Genomic DNA, 20,969 nt, shown 5'->3' on the forward strand with positions numbered 1-20,969 from the left:
TCTTTCTTAAACAATCTGTTTCCTCCCTGCAGATTTCCCCGTTAAACAGCAGAACAGCGCCATCCGAATCCGATATTCCCACATTGATCCACACCTTTGATACCCGACCATCATTTTGCAAACTTCTGCGTAGCCGCGAATTGTATTATAACGTAATAATACATTATAATAATGGTGAATACGTTAAGGAGGACTTCTATTTTGTTAAATAACGATAGTTCCAAACCTTTATACCTTCAGCTGAAACAAATCATCTCAGACGATATCAAGCGCGGCGTCTATTCTCCTTCCGAAAAACTGCCTGCTGAAAGCGAGCTTTGCCAGACCTATCAGGTGAGCCGGATTACGGTCCGAAAAGCGATTTCCGACCTTGTGGAAGAAGGCTATTTAACAAGGCAGCAAGGAAAAGGAACCTTCGTCAAAAGCCCGAAAATGAAACGGGAGCTTGTTGCCGTGGACGGCTATTCCGAATATATGATGTCGAGCGGAAAAAAGCCGAAGCATCAAGTCATTTCCGTGGAAACAATTACAGCTCCGGGGCACATCGCCAAGCGTCTCAAACTGCCAATTGACAGCCCCGTCCTCGAACTGAAGCGGGTCATGTTCAATGATGATCAGCCGTTTACGTTTGAAATCACCCACTACCCGCTCAGCCGGTTTCCTGATATCGGCCGATTCATCAGCGACTCTGTGTCCATGCATCACATTTTAAAAACAGAATACCAGGTCACTCCGGCCTACAATACGAAACTGTTAAACGTCGTGTTTGCAAAAGCGGAGGATAGCAAGCATCTCGCATGCGATATCGGGGATGCCCTCTTTGAGATTGATAAAGTCGCCTACTGCGCCAAAGACGATCCGATTTATTGTTCATTGTTTTTAATGCACACGAACCGTGTGACGTTTATGATTAACAGTTCTCATGAATGGGATTGATCCCGCAGTGTACACGGATGCCCGCAGCCGAACGCCCCATATGTCAGACATGTGTCTGCCGCCGCTTCGGCTGCATGCATGAGGGCTTTTTTGACATCCCGGCTTTTCAGATATGCCGTCAAAAATCCGGCGATAAACGAGTCGCCCGCTCCGAGCGTATCGACCGCCCGAACCGGAAAAACCGGCTGCTCGACGATGTTTCCTCCCCGGCCCAACACAGCACCCTTGTCCCCTCTTGTGACACATACCGTCTGCACGCCAAACCGGCTTGCATCGTCAATCAGCCTCAGACACTCCTCTTTTGTGAATCCGCTTCCTGAAAAGAAAGCATACGTCAAATAGGGACAAACACGTTCCATGTAAGCCCGGTCATGCTTTGTCGAAAAATCAAAAGACACCGGCGCAAGTCTGCTAAGCTCAAAAAGCGTCTGCTCCAACCGGCTGTACACGCTCGTATGAACGATATCATGGCTTTTGATCAACGCGGTGTCTTCATCGGTGAGCAACAAGCCGAGCTCAGATTGAATGCCGCCTTTGTTGGAGCGGACAAACACCCTGTCCCCCTGTTCATTGAGCTTGACGGCGGCCATTCCGTTTTGTCCGTGGGCCCGCCGGATTCTCGAGATATTGATCCCCTCTTTTTTGAGCACATTCAATACATGATCTCCGGCTTCATCAGTGCCGATAATCCCGATATATGCCGCTTCAGCTCCGGACCGCTTTGAGAGAACAGCGACGTTTAACGCATTGCCTCCGGGATAAAACATGTCCTGATCGATGTAATAATCAACGACATTGTCACCTATCGCAAGTATTTTCATCATCCATCCCCCATTATCCTTTTATGCTTCCTGCGGCAATGCCGCGGACGAAATACTTTTGCATCGCTAAAAACAGGATCACGATCGGCGCAGCAGAAATCGTCAAGCCGGCAAGCAGAACGCCCCAATCTGTGGCAAGAGCATCCCTGAATTGCATCAGACCGGCAGGAATCGTCTTCAAATTCTCATCATCAATAAAAATAATCGCAAACATGAATTCGTTCCATGTATGATAAGCCGTCAAAATCGCAGATGTCAGCAAGATCGGCAGACCCATTGGCAAGAAAATTCTGAAAAACACACCAAAGCTTGTGCAGCCGTCGATATATGCCGCTTCCTCAAGCTCTTTCGGAATCGCCAAAAAATACGAACGGATCAAAATGATGGTAAAAGGAATCCGATAAGCCGCATAAGGCAAGATCAGCGCCCAATACGTATTGTAAAGTCCGAGCGACTGAATGATGGAATAAAGGGGAACGATGCTGATCTGCGGCGTCAGCATCAGCCCGCCGAGACATAAAATAAAAACAGCCGATTTCATTTTAAATTCAAACCTCGCAAGGCCGTATGCCGCCCACGCGCTGACAAAGACGGTGATCACACACGTCAGAAACGTGACGATGACACTGTTCAAAAAATAAGCCGATATCCCTTGATTCCAAGCGGCCGCATAGTTTTCAAAATGCCATTCTTTCGGCAGCGACCAGCTGTGCTCGAAAATGTCCTCAGAACTCTTCAGCGAACTCAGCACCATCCACAAGAGCGGATAGCTGACAGCGGCCGTGTATAAAAGCAAATATAAGTATACGGCCGGCACACCGATATGGCGTTTCTTTATCCGGTATGAGGGTTTCGCCTTCCGGTTTGGAACTGCCCCGGACACTTCTATTTTCCCAGATGCCATCTGTTAATCCCCCTTTCCCGTTTTAAAAAGCCGCATTTGCATGACGGAAAGGCTGAGCGTGATCAGCAGAACAACGGTCGCAATCGCTGATGCATATCCCATCATATCCTGTGAAAATGCTTGCTTATACAAAAATGTCCCCAGCACCTCTGTGGCGTTTCCAGGGCCGCCGCCCGTCAAAATATAAGGTTCGTTGAAGACGGTAAAGGCACCGGTCAATGTCATCACGACGGCCACAAATGACATTTCCTTCGTCCCCGGGACAGTGATGGCAAAAAACGTCCTGATTTTTCCCGCTCCGTCCAGACGCGCCGCCTCATAAAGCTCGTCGGGGATTTTCTGAATGGCGATGATGTAGAGCATGGCGATATAGCCGACCGATTGCCACTGAGAAACAAAGATGACGGATAGCATCGCCGTTTCTTCATCGCCAAGCCAGGCCCTCGTCCATTGTTTCAATCCGGCGGCCTCTAAAAACTGATTGAGAAGGCCTGTCTCCGGGTTGTAAATAAAAGTAAACAACAAGGCGATCACGGTCATGGAAATGACAACAGGGAGGAAAAAAACCGTTCTGAAAAAAGGAGCTTGTTTTCTGAAAAGCCGATCCTCAAGGATGGCGGCGGTAACCAGCCCGCCGCCGACCTGGAACACAATGGAGACCAGCGCATAAAGCGCATTGTTTTTCAAGGACTGATAAAATACCGGATCGCGAAACAGCTGGATGTAATTGCCGAAGCCGACAAACGCTTTTTGCGGTTCAAACGTGCTCCACTTAAAAAAGCTCAAGAATATGTTTTGCAGGATCGGATAATAAACAAACAAAAGAAAAAGCAATGCCGGAAACAAAAAAATGAAGGGAAGCCACCGATTTTGGTTCACCAAAGCGTTTCAGCTCCTTTGCATTAAGATTTTGCCGCTTTTTGCACCTCTTTCATCACCGCTTCAGGCGTTTTGTCACCGCTGAGCATCTGCTGCACGTTTGTTAAATAGGCATCAACGACTTGAGGATCTGTATCCATATCAAACCAAGGGACCATCCCTTTCGCTTCATTGAGGCTTTTGACGGCTTCGAGCTGGTTGGAATCCGCATTTTCCCGCTTGGCCGTTCCTTTGACTGTACTGAACTTGCCGACATCTTTGACGAGTTTTTCACCCATTTTTTTTGACGTCAAAAATTTCAGAAACGCCATCGCTTCTTGCGGATGCTTTGTGTTCGCCGAAATCATAAAGCCCTCGGGCGCACCTGTCAGCATCCCCGGTCTCCCCTTTTGCCCGGCTATGTCGGGAAACGGAAACAAACCGAGGTTGACAGTGTCATTGACCAGCTTAATTTCCGATGTCTCCGCATAAATCATTCCGGCTTTTCCGCTTTTAAACTGCTGCCTGACATATTCGTGATCGATCGAGTTGACGTGTTTTGAAAAATAAGGCGAAAGCTCCTGCAATTTGGATAAAGCCTCGACATATCCTTTATCCGTGAAAGCGGCATTTTTCGTATGATAATCTTTTTCTCTTGTTTCTTCATCGACAAGCTTTTGATTGAGTGTCGCAATATAGTGGGAGATGGTCCACGGCGCTTTCGTTCCGAAAGCGATCGGTGTATAGCCGTTTTCTTTTAATACTTTGCAGACATCGATGAGTTCGTCCCATGTTTTCGGAGGTGAAAGACCGAGCTTTTTGAATATATCTTTGTTGTAAAAAAGCTCTTTGGAGGCCATTTGCCACGGCACACCGTACCTCTTTCCTTGAACACTGAACGGTTCAATCTGAGATTTCAACAGCTGTGAAGCCCATTTCTGATCATCTTTGTAATAAGACGTGAGATCAAGCGCCCTCTCGCCTCTGATGATTTTCTTGGCAAACTCATCGCTCCAGGCAAAATAAATGTCGGGAGGCTGACTCGTCCCCAGCATGACTTTGATCTTATCTTTATAGGAATCATTCAGCACCGCTTCCGTCTGAATGGAAACATCGGGATGGCTCTTTTCAAATTCCTTGACCGCTTCTTCGAAAAAGCTTTTTTCAGGCTCCTTCGGCCAGCGATGGAAAAATTTCAGCGATACTTTCCCCGATTCTGTTCCCGAGCTTTGAAACCCTGAACAGCCGCTTGTGAGCAGCATGAGGAAAACGGCGGCAGCAACAAATACGCATCTCTTTTTCAATGGTATACCTCCTTTTCATTCGCTAAAAAGAAACCGGGTGACGGCTAAAGATCGGCCTCGCCGCCACCCGCGGCTGAAATAAGATGTTATATAATGTTATATCAATACTCGACTTTCCACATATACCGTCTCGTTGTCAGCGGATGATTCCGCGCTTCAGCGAGAGCATCGGCATACATCCGCAGCACCCGGTTGAGCACGAGCGGAGCGAGATATCCTTGCATATCTTCATTGATATTTGAAAAATCGTATGTCTTGGCGTCGAGCACAGTCAGCTTTTTGCCGTATCTCTTTGAAAAAGCAAGCGCCCGCTCTTCAAGCGGCCTTGTTTCGTCCAGACCGAGCAGAATGATAAACGGGACCGACTCATCAATGATTTCAAACGGCCCGTGAAAATATTCCCCCGCGTGAATCGCCTGCGAATGAATCCATTGCATTTCCATCAGGATACATATGCTGTAGGAGTATGCGACACCATAGTTCGCACCGCTCGCCAGCGTATAAATGACCTGTTCTTTTTGATGGGTTTTGGCGAATTGCTGCGCTTTTTCGGCTTCTTTTTGCAAAGCTTCTTCATATACGGCCTGAAGTTTGTCAAGTCCGTCGATCACCTGTTCAAACTTTGCATGGTTTTCCAACACCCGCAACACACCGAAAACGATTTGATACAAAACGCCATAGTTTGTATTGATGGCCGCGGCTTCATCACCCCAGTCGTATTGCACGGCATATTGCGCCGCTTTGGCCAGCGGAGATGCCGGCTCAAAAGTCATGGCGATCGTCAGCGCGCCTTTATCCCTTGCAAAGCTTGCCGCTTTCACCGTTTCCGGCGTATTTCCGGAGTGCGAACACAAGATGACGAGCGATTTTTCTCCGAGCTGAACGGGATTGCGCTGGATGAATTCGTTTGAACTGTAGAGGTCAGAGCTGATGGATATGGATTCTCTGTCAAACACATATTTGCTCGGATACATAATCGCCGAAGACCCTCCACAAGCAACAAAGAAGACATGATCAATCGTTTTTCCCTTCAAATCTTGCAAAAAACCTTGAACTCCCGGATTTACCTTTGCTGTAGCCTGACTCAAATCATTCACTCCTTGCTTTTATTATATAACGTTATATAACATTATATATTGTTATGTTAATAGGTAACCGTTGTGGCTGTCAATATAATTTTCTGAAATTTTAAATAATAAATAAAAAAGCGCCTTAGGCGCTCATTTCATGTGATGAATGATCGTAGTCCCCGGGCTTTGCAACGAGCCTGACAACAGCCGTTCTTGTTCAATGTAAAATTCAAGTGCGGTGTGTCGTGAGATCACCTTTTAAGTATGCTGAGGATGTCAAACAGCGTATTTTTAATGACAAACTGCCGATATTCGATAGACCCTTGCGAATCGTGCAAAATCGGGCCGGGCATGCGGTGAACAGCTTCTTCAATCCTTTCTTCAACAGGCCGTTCTGCATCATTTAATACTTCTTCCACCTCTTGAGAGCGAAACGGAAAAGGGCAAACACCGCTGAAGGCGACGCGCATATGGCCGTCGATCTCCAGCGCGGAAATCGTCACCAATGGGTATCCCGTATCCCACCGCTGCCTGACTTTAATGTTTGCGAAAGGCTGCAGGAGATAGCGCTCTTCAGTCAACAGCAAAATGAGCATTTCACCCTTTTTCAGCTGCAATTGTTTGTCAAATACATCATGAATCGAATAGATATGTTTTCCATTGGCTCCCAACGTCACCACTTTGCTGTCGGTCAATAAAAAAGGGAGAACCGCTTCGCGATAAAAAATCTGTCCGCAAATATTGCCGCCGAGCGTAATTTTATTGCGTGACGTGTGATCAGCGATCTCTCTCACCGCTTTGCTTAATAAAGGAAAGCCCCGGCTTTCCGTGATTTCCGTCAATGTTAAAGCTGAACCTAGCGCAAGATAGCCCCGCTCAGATTGCAACATCCGGCATTCGGGTACTTCCTGAATATCGATAACCGCATTGAAACGGCCATGTGTGATTTGTTCTGTTCCCCCGGAAAAAAAGGCGGGGTTTTTTCCCTTCAAGTCAAGGTCCCGAAACAGCTGTGCCGCTTCTTGTGCGCTTTGCGGCCGGTAGTACTCAAAGTTAATGGAGATCATGCCGGCCCTCCTTCACTCGCCTTGCTAGTTCACAAATGAGAGAGAGCTGATTTAATGGGATCGCGGCAGCGATTGACAGGCTTACGTCGTGACAACCCGCTCCATCCTCCCATGCAAGATCGTTCCCGGCTTTCAGATGATATGTAAAAGTTCGCGTTTCTCCGCTGTGTTGCCCAGCCATGTCCCGCACGGCCGGGTCATCTTCAAGGCATCCGGCGCTCAGCATCCCGGTTCGGGTCCCTTCTTCCTGCAGCAGCATTGCCGAATCTTCGACATGGATGGTGGTGAGAACACATTGTTGAGGCAATCTTTGAATCGTTTTAAGGATGCCGGCAATGGCTTTCACGAATGAACACACCTCCAGGATTTACTATTTTTTCCTCTTCCATATATATTATCTCGCCTCATACTTTAAAACTCCATTTTCTCTGAAAAAGAAAAACGTTCACTCCTGTCATGAGTGAACGTTTTTTCAAGCTATTGTATGTCCAGCGCTCCGGCCGGGTCATACAGATGAACATCAATCTCTGGGAGCCTTCCCAGTGCAAGTCTTGCCATTTCTCGGCCAAGGTAAGGTCCTGAAGTCAGCCCTGAGGCGCCGAGTCCGTTGGCAATCAGCAGCCCCTTTAGACCGGGAAGCGGACCGATCACAGGAAGAAATCCCGGAGTGAACGGCCTGAATCCGACCCTCGTTTCCAGGATCGTTCCGTTCTCCAAACCGGGCGCAATGGTGAGCGCCTTTGTCAAAATTTCTTGAAGCCCGCCCGCTGTGACGCGGCAGTCGCCCAGTTCAGCGTCGTTTTCATGTGTCGCACCGGCAACAATTCTCCCGTCTTCAAACGCGAGAATGTACTGGTCATGCGGAGGCATGACCACCGGCCAGGCGGCTGTATCAGTCTCAGGCAGTCGGAGATGGACGATTTGCGCTTTTTGATAGGTGACCGCAAACTGGATTCCCAGCGGCTTCAGCAGCTCACTTGCCCAAGCCCCGGCTGTGATCAGCACCTGATCAGCGAACATCGTCCCCTCTGCGGTTTGAACACCGATCACCCGTCCGTCTTCATGCACTAAAGAGGCATTTCCCTCAAGCACTTTTGCACCGTGTTTTTGCGCGGCATTCACGAGTGCACGCCGCAGAGCTTTTCCGTTGACCCGTGCTGCGCCGCTGATATGAACGGCTCCGTATCCGTCTGCCAAGGGCGGAAATAAGCGTTTTGTTTCAGCGGGCGACAGCCGGGAAATCTCGCCGATCTCCGGCGCATCCTGGCGTCTCATGTATGCGCGCTCTTCCATTTTCTCCAGTTTTCGTTCGTCAGTGTGCAAGCTGATGGCGCCTGTCCGTTTGTACCCCGTGTCCGATTCTCCATCAGCTTCCAGCTGTTTAATCAAATCGGCGTAGTACCCGGCACCTCCCTTTGCGAGTTTGTACCAAGCCTGATTTCTGCGCTGGGAAAGCCAGGGACACACGATACCCGCCGCGGCATCTGTAGCCCTTCCTTGATCCCTGCGGTCAATTAATGTCACATCTGCACCGGCTTTTGCCAGATGATAAGCGGTGGACGCTCCGAGAATTCCTGCTCCGACTACGATATATGTCTTCATCAAAACACCTTTTTCATTTCTGTTTTCTACAAATATAACGGATCAAATCTTCTGAACACAACCGGTTTCACCTATGAATTTAACCGATGGCTACCGATATCACTCCGCTCACCATAAAAAGAGCCGCGATGATCCGCCGATGACCAAACCCTTCTGAAAGAAGGACGGCCCCCATCACCGTTCCGATCAAAATGCTGACCTCCCGAATCGGCGCCACATGACTGACAGGAGCGAAAACCATGACCGACAATGCCAAAATGTAGGCCAGAGAATTCAAAATACCGACCCCGGCCGCTTCGATTCGGTGTTGCTTCCATTCAGACCTGACTTGATGCCAGTTTTTTGCGGCAAAAGGCGTCAATAAGATGAAGCGCCCTAATGTATTGCAATAATCCAACAGCAAAGGCGGGACGAGAAAATGGCTGACCGCTGCTTTGTCAAGGAGGGTGTAAGCTGCGATGATTGCGCCGATCAACAGCCCGTAAAGGATTGGAATGAGCGATCCGGATTCTGTTAACCGCTTTATTCCCCCCGTGAAAAACAGAATGCTCACCACAATCAACAGGATGCCGATGACAGCGGGCAGCGTCAGTTGTTCATGAAAGACGACCACCGCGAGCAGACAGGTGATCAGCGGTCCTGTTCCTCTTGCGATCGGATAGACGAGTGAAAGATCGCCCTTTTGGTAACCCTTTTGAAGAACAAGAAAAAACCCTAAATGGGCAAGGATGCTCGCCATGATCAATACGATTTGCCAGATTCCAAAATCCGGCTTTTCATAAAGAACAACACCGATCGCCAAAGGGGTGTATACTATGGCGGCAATCGCAGTAAACAGCCAAATAAAAGCAGCTCCGCCTCCAGCCTTTTTGGAAAGATAGTTCCATGTTGCATGGATGAATGCCGATAACAATAGGATGCAAAATCCAGCGGCCGTCATGATACCGTCCTCCTTACCGAACACTGAAAAACAGTCATTTCTTGACGTTAATGTAACGCTTTAGTTCGCCATGCCATTTCCTGTCTTTGATAACATCAACCCAAACATCATACTTGCCGGATTTTAGCCTTTTCGTCGGAAAGCTTACACGGAAATGAGCTTTTCCGCGAGCTAGATAAATATCCTTATATAACAGAACTTTTCCTTTTTTATTGATTAAACGGACGGAAATCATCGCCCCTGTGACAGGGCTTTTTCCGGTCACCACGATAGATGAGGCGTTTTTTGAATAGGTATTGGCATCTGTTCTGAATTTAACCGCGCCTTTTGAAGGCATGGCCAGGGCTTTGGGACTTCCGGCCAATGCACCCAATAAGAAAATGACCACTATAAACATAGCCCTTATCTTAAATTTCACTGGACATGTCCTTTCTATAAATAGGATGAAAATCACATGTATACCTACATTATACATGACTTTATCATCTGACTAAAGGATTCTATTTGAAAGAAAAGCCGCATACCGCAGATTGCTATTTTAAGGAAAAAGAAAATAGCTGATGCCTGCAGATATGGGCTGGAACTGCCAATAAAGCTCCCTATGTTCGAATATCTCCCTTAAAGACAACTGTTGCGACAAACTATTCTAGCAAAATAAAAATTTGTTATTATATAAATATTATGGTAAAATGTTCTTATTATATTATATTGGAGGATGACATATGTTTAAAAAGTTTCTACAATTATTTGTTTTATTGCTGATTTTAGCAGCAGGTTTGGCGTCACATGCAGGAATTGCTTCCGCAGCGGATATGGATAGAAGCGGAAGACACAATTATAATTGGAATGTGGATTTTTATACAGATGCTAATCGCTATACAAAAAGAGCCGATACCGTAGATGTTACACTAAAAGTGCCATCAGATGGAACGTACTCTAAAACATACTGGGAAATGAAATTTCAAATGTATGGGGCAAACGGATGGACAACTCTCAACTTTGTGAAAACAGGTTATGTTTCCAAAAACTCTCCCTCTCACCGCTCTTTTGATATAAATGATTATACATATCTAAACAAAGGCGTATTTAAAAAAGGCTATGGAAACTGCAGAATAAAAGTGACATTTACAAAGGGAGACAAGGCTTTGGTTGGCAATACATACTATACAACGGTCTTTCGTGTAGATAATCAAAAATAAAATAACGTTTCGAAGAAGTTCTGCTTTGATATGATAAATGCACAGTGCGGCAAGGATTTCAGATTTCACGAATCATAAGAAGGCCCTCAACATGTGAGGAGCCTTTTTATATTATTTCAGGTAAAGAAGTATCACCGCATTTGTTTAATCATCGTTGTTTTAAATGAATGATGTGAGACCATCTTAATCAATAAAAAAAATAACCGCAGATCCATTCTTGTCCACTCTTAAAAAACAATGGCAACTTGAATGATATCTGCGGTACATAAAACGCATAAAATTTTTAAGGGTGTGATCCAATTTCAATCTGATCACACCCTTTGATATGAAAGGTTAACCGATTGACCCTTCCATTTCGAACTTGATCAAACGGTTCATTTCAACCGCGTATTCCATCGGCAGTTCTTTTGTGAACGGCTCGATGAAGCCCATGACGATCATTTCTGTCGCTTCTTCTTCAGAAATGCCGCGGCTCATCAAGTAGAAGAGCTGTTCTTCAGATACTTTGGAAACTTTTGCTTCGTGCTCCAATGAAATGTTGTCGTTTAAGATTTCATTGTAAGGAATCGTATCTGATGTTGATTTGTTATCCATAATCAGCGTGTCACATTCGATGTTTGAGCGGGCGCCTTCAGCTTTGCGGCCGAAATGGACGATTCCGCGGTATGTGACTTTTCCGCCTTGTTTTGAGATCGATTTTGACACGATCGTAGATGACGTATTCGGTGCCAGGTGGATCATTTTCGCACCTGCGTCCTGATGCTGTCCTTTTCCTGCAAGAGCGATAGAAAGCGTCATACCGCGAGCGCCTTCGCCTTTCAGGATGACGGCAGGGTATTTCATCGTCAGTTTGGAACCGATGTTTCCATCGATCCATTCCATTGTCGCGTTCGCTTCGCAAACGGCGCGTTTTGTAACAAGGTTAAAGACGTTGTTCGCCCAGTTTTGAATCGTCGTATAGCGGCAGTATCCGCCATTTTTGACGATGATTTCAACGACTGCGCTGTGAAGGGAGTTTGTTGTGTAAACAGGTGCTGTACATCCCTCTACATAGTGAACGTGCGCGCCTTCGTCGACGATGATCAGCGTCCGTTCAAACTGACCCATGTTTTCAGAGTTGATCCGGAAGTACGCCTGCAGCGGTGTCTCGACTTTGACGCCTTTTGGTACATAGATGAATGATCCGCCTGACCAAACGGCTGAGTTCAGGGCCGCAAATTTGTTGTCAGTCGGCGGAATGACTTTTGCCCAATGCTCGCGGAAAATGTCTTCATTTTCTTTGAGGGCGCTGTCCGTATCCTTAAAGATGATGCCTTGAGATTCAAGGTCTTCCTTCATGTTGTGGTAAACGACTTCTGATTCATACTGCGCGGATACACCGGCCAAATATTTTTGCTCAGCTTCAGGGATTCCGAGTTTGTCAAAAGTCTGTTTGATTTCTTCCGGCACTTCATCCCATGATCTTTCTGAACGCTCAGATGGTTTTACATAGTACGTAATTTCGTCAAAATTCAATGCGTTTAAATCTCCGCCCCATTGCGGCATTGGCATGTTGTAGAAATGTTCAAGAGATTTCAGACGAAACTCGAGCATCCACTCCGGCTCTTCTTTCATGCGTGAAATTTCTTCTACGATTTCTTTTGTCAGTCCCCGCTCTGAACGGAAAATGGAAACGTCTTTGTCGGCAAAACCGTATTTATATTCGCCGATATCCGGCATTTTTTTAGCCATCCATTTTCACTCCAATCTTTATTCATTATCGCTGTCTTCTTTGGCAACACCCTTTTCAAGGGCTTTCCAAGAAAGTGTCGCACATTTAATCCGGGCTGGAAACTTTGAAACGCCTTGAAGGGCTTCGATATCGCCTAAATCGATCGAATCGTCGTAGTCTTTGCCCTGCATCATATCCGAAAAGATCTGTGACATTTGAAGGGCGGTCCCCACGTCTTTTCCTTTGATCGCCTGCGTCATCATGGAAGCGGACGCCATGGAAATGGAGCAGCCTTCACCTTCAAATTTTGCGTCTTCTACCTTTTCGTCCGTAATCTTCATCGTCAGTCTGATCCGGTCACCGCATGTCGGGTTGTTCATGTCAACGACAATGCTGTCATTTAAAACCCCTTTATTTCGCGGATTTTTGTAGTGATCCATAATGACCTGCCGATACAGTGTATCCAAGTTCACATTAAAAGACATTTGTGAAATACTCCTTTGTCTTCTGAAGAGCTTCAATCAGTTTATCGATGTCTTCTTCTGTATTATACAGATAAAAGCTTGCTCTTGCAGTAGCGGAAACATTCAGCCATTTCATCAAAGGCTGTGCGCAGTGATGTCCGGCTCTGACAGCGACGCCTTCTGCGTCCAATACGGTTGCCACATCGTGAGGATGGACGTCTTCAAGGTTGAATGTCACGAGTCCTGCACGCTGCTTCGGTCCGTATACAGTTGCGCCTTCAAGCTCTTCAAAACGTTTTAGTGCATATGCTGCAAGACGATGTTCATGTTCTGAAATGGCGTCAAGTCCGATGTCTTCCAGGAAGTCAATCGCTGCACCCAATCCGATCGCACCGGCAATAATCGGTGTCCCCGCTTCGAATTTCCAAGGCAGCTCCTTCCAGGTTGATTCGTAAAGACCGACAAAATCAATCATTTCTCCGCCGAATTCCGCGGGTTCCATGTTTTCAAGCAGCGCTTTTTTGCCATACAATACTCCGATCCCGGTCGGGCCGCACATTTTGTGGGCGGAGAAAGTAAAGAAGTCGCAGTCCAAATCCTGAACATCGATCTTCATATGCGGTGTGCTCTGCGCCCCGTCAACCACCATCACCGCGCCGTTGTCATGGGCGATTTTGGCGATTTCTTTAATCGGATTCATCGACCCGAGAACATTTGACACATGTGCGGCTGATACGATTTTCGTATTGGCTGTCACCGTCTGTCTGACATCATCCAGTGAAATGGTGCCGTCTTCCTGCAACGGAATGTATTTCAATGTAGCGCCGCTTACTTTTACCGCCTGCTGCCATGGAATGATATTCGCATGGTGCTCCATCGGCGTGATGACGACTTCATCACCCGGCTTCAGGCTGGCGCGGGCATAGCTGAGCGCGACCGTGTTCAGCGCCGTTGTCGTGCCCCGCGTAAAGATAATTTCCTGCATCGATTTCGCGTTGATAAACTTCCTGACCTTCTCGCGCGCCCCTTCGTATCCATCAGTCGCCTTCGTTCCCAATGTATGAACGCCGCGATGGACATTTGAATTGTAGGATTTGTAATACTCGTCAAGCTTGTCGATGACGACACGCGGCTTTTGCGATGTAGCCGCGCTGTCTAAATACACAAGATCGTGTCCGTTGACTTGTTGGTCGAGAATCGGAAACTGTTCGCGAATATCTTTGACATTCATTATTTTACTTTCCTTTCGATTACAGAGACGAGCTGTTTTTTCACGCCTTCGATCGGAAGCTCATTGACCACCGGTGCCAGGAAGCCGTAAATGACAAGACGTTCTGCTTCTTCTTTCGGAATTCCGCGGCTCATCAAGTAGTAGAGCTGAACCGGATCGACGCGGCCGACAGATGCGGCGTGGCCCGCTGTAACGTCATCTTCATCGATTAAAAGAATCGGATTCGCGTCTCCGCGCGCTTTTTCGCTGAGCATCAGCACGCGTGACTCCTGTTCGGCATTTGATTTTGATGCGCCGTGTTCGATTTTTCCGATGCCGTTAAAGATCGAGGATGCGGAATCTTTCATGACGCCGTGTTTTAAAATGTAGCCTTCCGAGTGCTTGCCGTGGTGAATGATCTGTGTTGTAAAGTTCTCGGTTTGTTCTCCTCTGCCGACGACAACCGTTTTTGTATCGCCAAAAGTGCCGTCTCCGTGAAGATTTGTCGTGTTTTCAGAAATGGTGTCTCCATCATTCATCAAACCGAGCGCCCATTCGATTTTGCTGTCGCGTCCGAGCGCTGTTCCGCGGCGGCTGACATATGCCGTAACCCCTGCGGAAAGATTGTCCACCGCTCCGTATTGAACGCGGGCATTCGCACCTGTGATCACTTCTGACACGATGTTAAATACCGCTTTTTTAGGGTTGACCGTGCTGATGTAGTTTTCTACATATGTGACCGCACTGTTGTCATCTGCGACGACGAGTACATGGTTGAAAAGCGTTGTATCGTTGCTTTCATGGACATACACCGCCTGCACCGGCGCTTTCAGCTCGACGTTTTTCGGAACGTAAAGGAATGCTCCGCCGTTCAGCAGCGCTGCATGTAATGCAGTTAATTTATGCTCATCGACTTTTACGCCGTCCGTCATAAAGTATTTTTTGACGAGATCGCCGTGTTCGCGAAATGCCGTATGAATATCTGTGAAGATCACGCCTTGATCCTGCAGCTCTTGAGAAAGAGACAGGTAAGCCGGTGTCTGATCTCTTTGGATGTAAAGCGTCTTGTCTTCATTCCCGAGATCGATCAGCGATTTGACTTCATCTGAAAGATCATTCAAAGATTCAAGCGGTTTATTTTCTACAGTATGTTTATCAAACTGTGTGAAATTCCAATTTGTGATTTTTGTTTTATCAGGCCGTGGCAGAGGCAGATCTTCTGCTTTTTCAAGCGCTTCTAAGCGTAGGTCTTGCAGCCAGGCCGGTTCCTGATGCTTCTCAGAGAAGCTTTTGACATATTCCCGATCTACAGATAGTTTTGTTTCCAATGTCATGTTTATCCCCCTAACGCTTACGCTTCTTGACCGACAGTTTCGTCTTCGATTCCCAGCTCGTGCTTAATCCAGTCATATCCTTCAGCTTCAAGACGCTGTGCAAGCTCAGGTCCGCCTGATTTCACAACGCGGCCTTGCATCATAACGTGCACATGGTCAGGCGTGATGTAGTTCAACAGGCGCTGATAGTGCGTGATGATCAGGCAGCCGAAGTCTTCGCCGCGCATTTTGTTGATGCCTTTTGAGACGACTTTCAGGGCGTCGATATCCAAACCGGAATCGATCTCATCAAGGATGGCGATCTTCGGTTCAATCATCATCAGCTGCAGGATTTCATTGCGCTTTTTCTCCCCGCCTGAAAATCCTTCATTTAAATAGCGCTGCGCCATGTCAGGGTCCATTTCAAGAAATTCCATATTTTCATCCATTTTGCGGATGAATTTCATTAACGAAATCTCATCGCCCTCTTCTCTGCGTGCATTGATTGCAGAGCGGAGGAAGTCGGCATTCGTGACGCCGCTGATTTCACTCGGATATTGCATGGCCAGGAACAGGCCGGCTTGCGCGCGTTCATCCACTTCCATTTCCAGAACATCTTTGCCGTCAAGCAAAATGCTGCCTTTTGTTACTTCATATTTAGGGTGTCCCATGATCGCCGCGGATAAAGTCGATTTACCCGTTCCGTTAGGTCCCATGACAGCGTGGAATTCCCCGCCTTTTATTTCAAGGTTTACACCTTTTAAAATCTCTTTCCCTTCAATCTCAACGTGAAGATCTTTGATTGTTAATGTCGAAGCAGCCATGAAATATACCTCCAATATAGATAATCATTATTCTCAATTTATTCTCATTCTAATTTTATAACAAATGAAAATTGAATACAACAAAAGTCTTTAAGATCTTTTTCGTGTGTACATGTTTTCAAGTGTAACAAAAATCGTTTTTTTCTTAAAGTGATTGCCGTAAGAAACTTCCTTCGTCCATAACCATCCAGTAAAAACGATTATTTACATTTGCCTCGCATTCGAAGATCTGTTCTCGGGGAGTGTGCTTTAAGAGGAGGCGGATTTTTCACACTGAAGGGAGCTCGTTCTCAATTGCATGAATCATGATGGGAATGCTTTTCACCTTCTATCTGGATGGTGACATGCTTCAAATTAAATTCTTTCCTTAGATATTCTGATACTTGTTGCAGGATTCTATCCCTGTCACTGTTATCTGCGACTGTCACATGACAGCTTAAGGATGGAAAGTCGGAAGTGATCGACCAAATATGAAGATCGTGAACATCCTTGACAGACGGAATCGACAGCACCCCTTTCCGGAGCAATTCCATATCGATATGCTTCGGTTTTCCTTCCATTAAAACATGAACAGCATCCTTTGTGATGCGCCAGCCGCTGACAAGCACCAGGATGGCGACAAGAACGCTTGCAATCGGATCGGCGGCATTCCAATCGAAAAACAGCATCAAGAAACCGGCGATGATCGCACCGACAGAGCCCAGCATATCACCGATGACGTGCAGAAATGCGCTTTTGACATTTAAATTTTCGCCTGTGTCTCCCCGCATTAAAAGCCAGGCCGCGGCAATGTTGACAAGCAGTCCGAGAAAAGCGATCCCAAGCATGCCGGCGCTTTCGACTTCCGGCGGATTGAAAAAGCGATGGAACGCTTCCCAAAAAATATAAAGTGAAATCACAAGCAGTGTGATGCCATTTAAACAAGCGGCCAAAATTTCAAAGCGCTTATAGCCGTAGGTTTTGTTTTCATTTGCCGTCTTTGCTCCAAATATAACAGCGATGAGGCTTAAGCCAAGGGCTGCAGCGTCACTTAGCATATGTCCGGCATCAGATAAAAGGGCGAGGCTGTTTGTCAAAATCCCGCCGACGACTTCAACCGCCATAAAGAGAAAGATGAGGATGAAGCTGAAAAGAAGCGCTTTTTTGCTGGCTTGATGAGTATGATGATGATGGTGGGAATGGCTCATATTTCAAAACTCCTTTCCTCTGAATATGACCATATGTTCATATTATAATTTTATCTTCTGTCTTTATTCAGGTCAACCTGTATCCAAGCGTCGGGCATACAAAAGGACGGATATCTTCCGTCCTTTTGCTTTGCTTTATCCGTTCATCCATTTCATGTCTGAAATGATCTGTTTGCTTTTTTGATGCTGCTTTTCCCTTCTTTTTTCGACTTCAAGCCGATTTTCATGGCTTCTGCTGTATTCCTCGTAACCCATGCCATGGGATCTGTGCATCGCTTTTTCCATTTCCGCCGTAAATTCAAGGTCAAGCTGATCTTGGCTTGAACAAATAATGAATCATCCTTTCAGAGATTTTCTTACATGATACCAATTATATACAGACTCTTCAAAGATGAGTATGCATTAAATGTGCTGACCTCTGTCGATTTTCCGGCATTTCACAGGCGCTAGCTGGAACATTCTTTTAATTTCTCGGTCAATGTTTCATTTGTTTGAATTCTTCCATAGCCTGCAAGACGAGCGTGACGGCTTGGCTCATCGCCGCTCCCCCGCCAAATGCCGCGGAGACCCCGACGGCTTCAAGAATTTCTTCTTCCTTCGCTCCGCTGTCAAGGCAGCCTTTGATGTGATAGATGATACAATATTCGTCCTGGGTGTTGATGCTGATCCCGAGTGCAATCAATTGCTTTTCTTTTTCGCTCAGGACACCCTTTTTAAAGCATTCTTGAGTAAACTCGTTGTACTTTGTGGCAATGCCCGGCATTTTTTCTGAGAAGATGCCGATTCCCGCTTTATATTCGTGCAGGGCGGATTCGATGATGCTTTCTGATTCATGCTGGTTCACGCGAATTTCCTCCATTTAATATGTAGATTTTCTCTTTATTATGGACAACTTTATGCACAACATACGAGAAAAAACCCCGGTTTGCTCACAAACCGGGGTTTCACTTTTATTCTGTTACAGGAAGGACTGAGCCTTCATATTTTTTATCGATGAAATCTTTGATTTTGTCAGAGTGCAACACTTCAATCAGCGCTTTGACTTTCGCAGAATCTTCGTCACCTTTGCGAACAGCGATGATGTTCGCGTAAGGATTGTCTTTTGGAGACTCAAGCTCAATGGCATCTTTTTTCGGATTCAGCTTGTTTTGGATCGCGTAGTTCACGTTGATGAACACGGCGTCTGCTTCATTGCTGTCATATGCTTTTGCCGTCATTTCAGGTGCAACATTGTTTTTGATTTTCAGGTTTTTCTTGTTTTCCGTAATATCCTTCACTGTTGCGTCCACTTTTTTAATGCCTGATTTCAGCTTGATGAGACCGGCATTTTCCAGCATTGAAAGCATGCGGCCCTGTTCAGCGGCGTTATTGCTCATGATGATCGTCGCACCGTCAGGAAGATCTTTCAATGATTTATACTTTTTAGAGTAAATCCCGAATGGCTCAAGATGGACTGCACCGACATTGACTAAATCGTAGTCTTCGTTTTCTTTCATTTCCTGTTCAAGATAAGGAACATGCTGGAAATAGTTTGCATCAAGATCTTTTGAAGCGAGCGCTTTGTTGATCAGTTTGTAATCGGTGAATTTCTTGATTTTAAGCTCATAGCCTTTTTCTTTTAACAGCGGTTTTGCCTCTTCAAGAATTTCGGCGTGCGGCGTCGGCGTCGCTCCGACTGTGATCACTTTGCTGTCTTTATCTCCTTCGCTGTTCGATGACCCGCATGCGGCAAGTACGCCGGCAAAAATGATAAGTAAAGCCGTTAATAACCCTTTTTTCACTTTCGTATCCTCCCTAACGTTTGTCTAGTTTATTTGTTATAAAATCCCCAATAAATTGGATGATAAAAACGATAGCCAAAATAAAAATCGTTGCAATGACGATAATGTCATTATTGTTCATTTGAAATCCATCGACATATGCAAGGTTGCCGAGTCCGCCGGAGCCGATCGCACCGGCCATGGCTGTGGAACCGATCAGCGCAATCGCTGTTACAGTAATACCGGAAATCAAAGCCGGCATCGATTCAGGCAGCAGCACTTTGAAAATGATTGTCGATGTTTTCGCACCCATTGATTTCGCCGCTTCAATCACACCTTTATCGACTTCGCGGAGGGCGATTTCCACAAGGCGGGCATAAAACGGTGCCGATGCGACGATTAATGAAGGCAGCGCCGCATTAGGACCCAAAATCGTTCCCATGATAAATTTCGTAAAGCTGAGCAATATGATAATTAAAATAATAAACGGAATCGACCGGAACACATTGACAACAGCCCCGATTACCGCATTAATCGGTTTGTTTTCCCAGATGTTTCCTTTTGAAGTTAAATAAAGAAGCAAACCGAGAAGCACGCCGATGATAAATGCAAACAAAAGCGAAATCCCCGTCATATAAACCGTTTCATATGTCGCGTTCCACAGCTGCTCCATGTCTACATTCGGAAACAGTTTTTCAAACACTTGTGATCACCTCTGCTTCTACCTGCCGGCTCTTGATGAATTCGACCGCTTTATTGACCTCATCCAAATCGCCGTCAACATGGATGAACAGCGAACCGTAAGCACCATCCTGCGTCTGCGAAATTTTCCCTTGCAGAATGTTGACTTCAACATCAAATGTTCGGATGATCTGCGTCATCAGCGGCGTTTCGGCTGCTTCGCCGACAAATGTAAGCTTAATCGTCCGCCCGGTTTTCGTTTCTTCAAGGAAATGCTTCAAAGTTTCCTTCGTTTCTTCCGGTTCGGTCACCTGCTGGACAAAGCGCTTGGTCATGTCTTCCTTCGGCTTTCTGAAGACGTCCAATACGTCGCCTTCTTCAACAACTCTGCCGTTTTCCATGACAGCGACTCTGTGACAGATTTTCCGGATGACATGCATTTCATGTGTGATCAGGACAATCGTCAACCCGAGCCGTTCATTGATATCAGACAGAAGACCCAGGATCGAGTCAGTCGTCTGCGGATCAAGCGCTGAAGTCGCTTCATCACAAAGGAGAACTTTCGGATTGTTTGCGAGCGCCCTTGCGATCCCGACGCGCTGCTTCTGTCCGCCGCTCAGCTGTGAAGGATAGGCGTTTTCCTTCCCTTCAAGGCCGACGAGCTTGATCAGTTCAGCGACTCTTTTCTGCCGTTTTGCTTTGCTGACGCCGGCGATCTCCAACGGAAACGCAATATTGTCGCGCACCGTTCTTGACCATAAAAGGTTGAAGTGCTGAAAGATCATGCTGATTTCTTTTCGCGCATCTCTCAGCTTTTTCCCTTTAATTTCGCTAATCGTTCTGCCCGCTACTTCAACTGTGCCTGAAGTGGGCTGTTCTAGTCCGTTCAAGAGACGGATCAAGGAGCTTTTACCGGCTCCGCTATATCCAATAATTCCGAAGATTTCACCTTTTTTGATCGAAAGGGTGACATCCTGGACGGCATTGACATCTCCATGCTTTGACTGATAAACCTTTGAAACACCTTGAAGATTTATCAAAGCCACCACCTGCTTTCTTGCTCTATTCTTTGAGGTCCAATCATATTATGAAAAAAAGCCTTTCTGCACACATGAGCA

At 46.4% G+C, this 20,969-nt stretch carries 23 protein-coding genes; 2 read left to right on the forward strand and 21 right to left on the reverse strand.

Features of this window, described 5'->3' with window-relative positions; genetic code table 11:
* Positions 1–201: 201 nt before the first annotated feature.
* On the forward strand, positions 202–936 hold the full coding sequence (gene frlR / locus P3X63_RS18110; RefSeq protein WP_277691633.1) for a transcriptional regulator FrlR: 735 nt from the start codon (positions 202–204) through the stop codon (positions 934–936).
* On the opposite strand, the gene P3X63_RS18115 is transcribed toward frlR, so the two are convergent.
* The 10 genes from P3X63_RS18115 to P3X63_RS18160 form a co-directional block, all read right to left on the reverse strand.
* Positions 921–1,757, reverse strand: coding sequence for a PfkB family carbohydrate kinase (locus P3X63_RS18115; RefSeq protein WP_026588659.1), 837 nt, complete (start codon positions 1,755–1,757; stop codon positions 921–923). The two genes, frlR and P3X63_RS18115, sit on opposite strands and share 16 nt — an antisense overlap.
* A 13-nt stretch (positions 1,758–1,770) precedes the next feature.
* The gene (locus P3X63_RS18120) at positions 1,771–2,661 is read right to left on the reverse strand and encodes a carbohydrate ABC transporter permease (protein WP_026588660.1); all 891 of its coding nucleotides are present in this window, start codon (positions 2,659–2,661) and stop codon (positions 1,771–1,773) included.
* A 3-nt stretch (positions 2,662–2,664) separates the two neighbouring features.
* Complete coding sequence (locus P3X63_RS18125) at positions 2,665–3,543, reverse strand: carbohydrate ABC transporter permease (RefSeq protein ID WP_277691634.1); 879 nt, start codon at positions 3,541–3,543, stop codon at positions 2,665–2,667.
* Between the two features lie 20 nt (positions 3,544–3,563).
* Entirely contained in the window at positions 3,564–4,781 is a 1,218-nt protein-coding gene (locus tag P3X63_RS18130) for an ABC transporter substrate-binding protein (RefSeq protein ID WP_372708722.1), read from the reverse strand.
* Between the two features lie 143 nt (positions 4,782–4,924).
* Positions 4,925–5,911, reverse strand: a complete 987-nt coding sequence (locus P3X63_RS18135; protein WP_077735522.1) for an SIS domain-containing protein — start codon at positions 5,909–5,911, stop codon at positions 4,925–4,927.
* 233 nt (positions 5,912–6,144) lie between these two features.
* Complete coding sequence (locus P3X63_RS18140; RefSeq protein ID WP_026588664.1) at positions 6,145–6,960, reverse strand: FAD binding domain-containing protein; 816 nt, start codon at positions 6,958–6,960, stop codon at positions 6,145–6,147.
* A complete protein-coding gene (locus P3X63_RS18145; protein ID WP_077735524.1) occupies positions 6,947–7,306 on the reverse strand; it encodes an XdhC family protein in 360 nt (119 codons plus the stop codon). The genes P3X63_RS18140 and P3X63_RS18145 overlap by 14 nt, the downstream gene beginning before the upstream one ends.
* Before the next feature lie 131 nt (positions 7,307–7,437).
* Positions 7,438–8,562, reverse strand: coding sequence for an NAD(P)/FAD-dependent oxidoreductase (locus tag P3X63_RS18150; protein ID WP_077735525.1), 1,125 nt, complete (start codon positions 8,560–8,562; stop codon positions 7,438–7,440).
* 79 nt (positions 8,563–8,641) lie between these two features.
* Positions 8,642–9,502, reverse strand: coding sequence for a DMT family transporter (locus tag P3X63_RS18155; RefSeq protein ID WP_077735526.1), 861 nt, complete (start codon positions 9,500–9,502; stop codon positions 8,642–8,644).
* Between the two features lie 34 nt (positions 9,503–9,536).
* Complete coding sequence (locus P3X63_RS18160; protein WP_236251200.1) at positions 9,537–9,977, reverse strand: hypothetical protein; 441 nt, start codon at positions 9,975–9,977, stop codon at positions 9,537–9,539.
* Positions 9,978–10,224: 247 nt separating this feature from the next.
* Here P3X63_RS18160 and P3X63_RS18165 point away from each other — a divergent pair, with 247 nt between their 5' ends.
* Positions 10,225–10,701: a hypothetical protein gene (locus tag P3X63_RS18165; RefSeq protein WP_026588669.1), complete on the forward strand. Its 477-nt coding sequence runs from the start codon at positions 10,225–10,227 to the stop codon at positions 10,699–10,701.
* Positions 10,702–11,034: 333 nt separating this feature from the next.
* Here P3X63_RS18165 and sufB read toward each other — a convergent pair whose 3' ends face one another.
* The 11 genes from sufB to metN all read right to left on the reverse strand — a co-directional run bounded on the left by sufB (position 11,035) and on the right by metN (position 20,891).
* Positions 11,035–12,432, reverse strand: coding sequence for a Fe-S cluster assembly protein SufB (gene sufB / locus P3X63_RS18170; protein WP_026588670.1), 1,398 nt, complete (start codon positions 12,430–12,432; stop codon positions 11,035–11,037).
* Between the two features lie 18 nt (positions 12,433–12,450).
* Positions 12,451–12,897, reverse strand: a complete 447-nt coding sequence (gene sufU / locus P3X63_RS18175; RefSeq protein ID WP_026588671.1) for a Fe-S cluster assembly sulfur transfer protein SufU — start codon at positions 12,895–12,897, stop codon at positions 12,451–12,453.
* Complete coding sequence (gene sufS, locus P3X63_RS18180) at positions 12,887–14,107, reverse strand: cysteine desulfurase SufS (protein ID WP_277691635.1); 1,221 nt, start codon at positions 14,105–14,107, stop codon at positions 12,887–12,889. The genes sufU and sufS overlap by 11 nt, the downstream gene beginning before the upstream one ends.
* Positions 14,107–15,420, reverse strand: coding sequence for a Fe-S cluster assembly protein SufD (gene sufD / locus P3X63_RS18185; protein ID WP_077735527.1), 1,314 nt, complete (start codon positions 15,418–15,420; stop codon positions 14,107–14,109). Before sufD ends, sufS begins: the two co-directional genes overlap by 1 nt.
* Before the next feature lie 17 nt (positions 15,421–15,437).
* Positions 15,438–16,223 carry a Fe-S cluster assembly ATPase SufC gene (gene sufC, locus P3X63_RS18190; RefSeq protein WP_026588674.1) on the reverse strand — a complete coding sequence of 262 codons (786 nt, stop codon included), beginning with the start codon at positions 16,221–16,223 and terminating at the stop codon, positions 15,438–15,440.
* A 290-nt stretch (positions 16,224–16,513) separates the two neighbouring features.
* A complete protein-coding gene (locus tag P3X63_RS18195) occupies positions 16,514–17,410 on the reverse strand; it encodes a cation diffusion facilitator family transporter (RefSeq protein ID WP_026588675.1) in 897 nt (298 codons plus the stop codon).
* Between the two features lie 135 nt (positions 17,411–17,545).
* Positions 17,546–17,695, reverse strand: coding sequence for a YuzK family famiily protein (locus P3X63_RS18200; protein WP_179115644.1), 150 nt, complete (start codon positions 17,693–17,695; stop codon positions 17,546–17,548).
* Positions 17,696–17,885: 190 nt separating this feature from the next.
* Positions 17,886–18,269 carry a carboxymuconolactone decarboxylase family protein gene (locus P3X63_RS18205; RefSeq protein ID WP_035428468.1) on the reverse strand — a complete coding sequence of 128 codons (384 nt, stop codon included), beginning with the start codon at positions 18,267–18,269 and terminating at the stop codon, positions 17,886–17,888.
* A gap of 91 nt (positions 18,270–18,360) precedes the next feature.
* Positions 18,361–19,191 carry a methionine ABC transporter substrate-binding lipoprotein MetQ gene (gene metQ, locus P3X63_RS18210; RefSeq protein ID WP_026588677.1) on the reverse strand — a complete coding sequence of 277 codons (831 nt, stop codon included), beginning with the start codon at positions 19,189–19,191 and terminating at the stop codon, positions 18,361–18,363.
* Positions 19,192–19,204: 13 nt separating this feature from the next.
* The gene (locus P3X63_RS18215) at positions 19,205–19,873 is read right to left on the reverse strand and encodes a methionine ABC transporter permease (protein WP_277691636.1); all 669 of its coding nucleotides are present in this window, start codon (positions 19,871–19,873) and stop codon (positions 19,205–19,207) included.
* The gene (gene metN, locus P3X63_RS18220) at positions 19,866–20,891 is read right to left on the reverse strand and encodes a methionine ABC transporter ATP-binding protein MetN (RefSeq protein ID WP_026588679.1); all 1,026 of its coding nucleotides are present in this window, start codon (positions 20,889–20,891) and stop codon (positions 19,866–19,868) included. The genes P3X63_RS18215 and metN overlap by 8 nt, the downstream gene beginning before the upstream one ends.
* Between the last annotated feature and the right edge of the window lie 78 nt (positions 20,892–20,969).

Origin of the sequence: Bacillus sp. HSf4 (assembly GCF_029537375.1) — a bacterium.
GTDB classification, from domain to species: domain Bacteria; phylum Bacillota; class Bacilli; order Bacillales; family Bacillaceae; genus Bacillus; species Bacillus sonorensis_A.

Coding starts and splice junctions, on each gene's coding strand:
- P3X63_RS18205 (WP_035428468.1), bottom strand. CDS start 18,269: ATGGAGGAAATTCGCGTGAACCAGCATGAATCAGAAAGCATCATCGAA.
- P3X63_RS18120 (WP_026588660.1), bottom strand. CDS start 2,661: ATGGCATCTGGGAAAATAGAAGTGTCCGGGGCAGTTCCAAACCGGAAG.
- P3X63_RS18195 (WP_026588675.1), bottom strand. CDS start 17,410: ATGAGCCATTCCCACCATCATCATCATACTCATCAAGCCAGCAAAAAA.
- P3X63_RS18165 (WP_026588669.1), top strand. CDS start 10,225: ATGTTTAAAAAGTTTCTACAATTATTTGTTTTATTGCTGATTTTAGCA.
- sufU (WP_026588671.1), bottom strand. CDS start 12,897: ATGTCTTTTAATGTGAACTTGGATACACTGTATCGGCAGGTCATTATG.
- P3X63_RS18130 (WP_372708722.1), bottom strand. CDS start 4,781: ATGCTGCTCACAAGCGGCTGTTCAGGGTTTCAAAGCTCGGGAACAGAA.
- sufD (WP_077735527.1), bottom strand. CDS start 15,420: ATGACATTGGAAACAAAACTATCTGTAGATCGGGAATATGTCAAAAGC.
- P3X63_RS18115 (WP_026588659.1), bottom strand. CDS start 1,757: ATGAAAATACTTGCGATAGGTGACAATGTCGTTGATTATTACATCGAT.
- P3X63_RS18160 (WP_236251200.1), bottom strand. CDS start 9,977: ATGTATAATGTAGGTATACATGTGATTTTCATCCTATTTATAGAAAGG.
- sufC (WP_026588674.1), bottom strand. CDS start 16,223: ATGGCTGCTTCGACATTAACAATCAAAGATCTTCACGTTGAGATTGAA.
- P3X63_RS18150 (WP_077735525.1), bottom strand. CDS start 8,562: ATGAAGACATATATCGTAGTCGGAGCAGGAATTCTCGGAGCGTCCACC.
- P3X63_RS18140 (WP_026588664.1), bottom strand. CDS start 6,960: ATGATCTCCATTAACTTTGAGTACTACCGGCCGCAAAGCGCACAAGAA.
- P3X63_RS18200 (WP_179115644.1), bottom strand. CDS start 17,695: ATGGAAAAAGCGATGCACAGATCCCATGGCATGGGTTACGAGGAATAC.
- sufS (WP_277691635.1), bottom strand. CDS start 14,107: ATGAATGTCAAAGATATTCGCGAACAGTTTCCGATTCTCGACCAACAA.
- P3X63_RS18155 (WP_077735526.1), bottom strand. CDS start 9,502: ATGACGGCCGCTGGATTTTGCATCCTATTGTTATCGGCATTCATCCAT.
- sufB (WP_026588670.1), bottom strand. CDS start 12,432: ATGGCTAAAAAAATGCCGGATATCGGCGAATATAAATACGGTTTTGCC.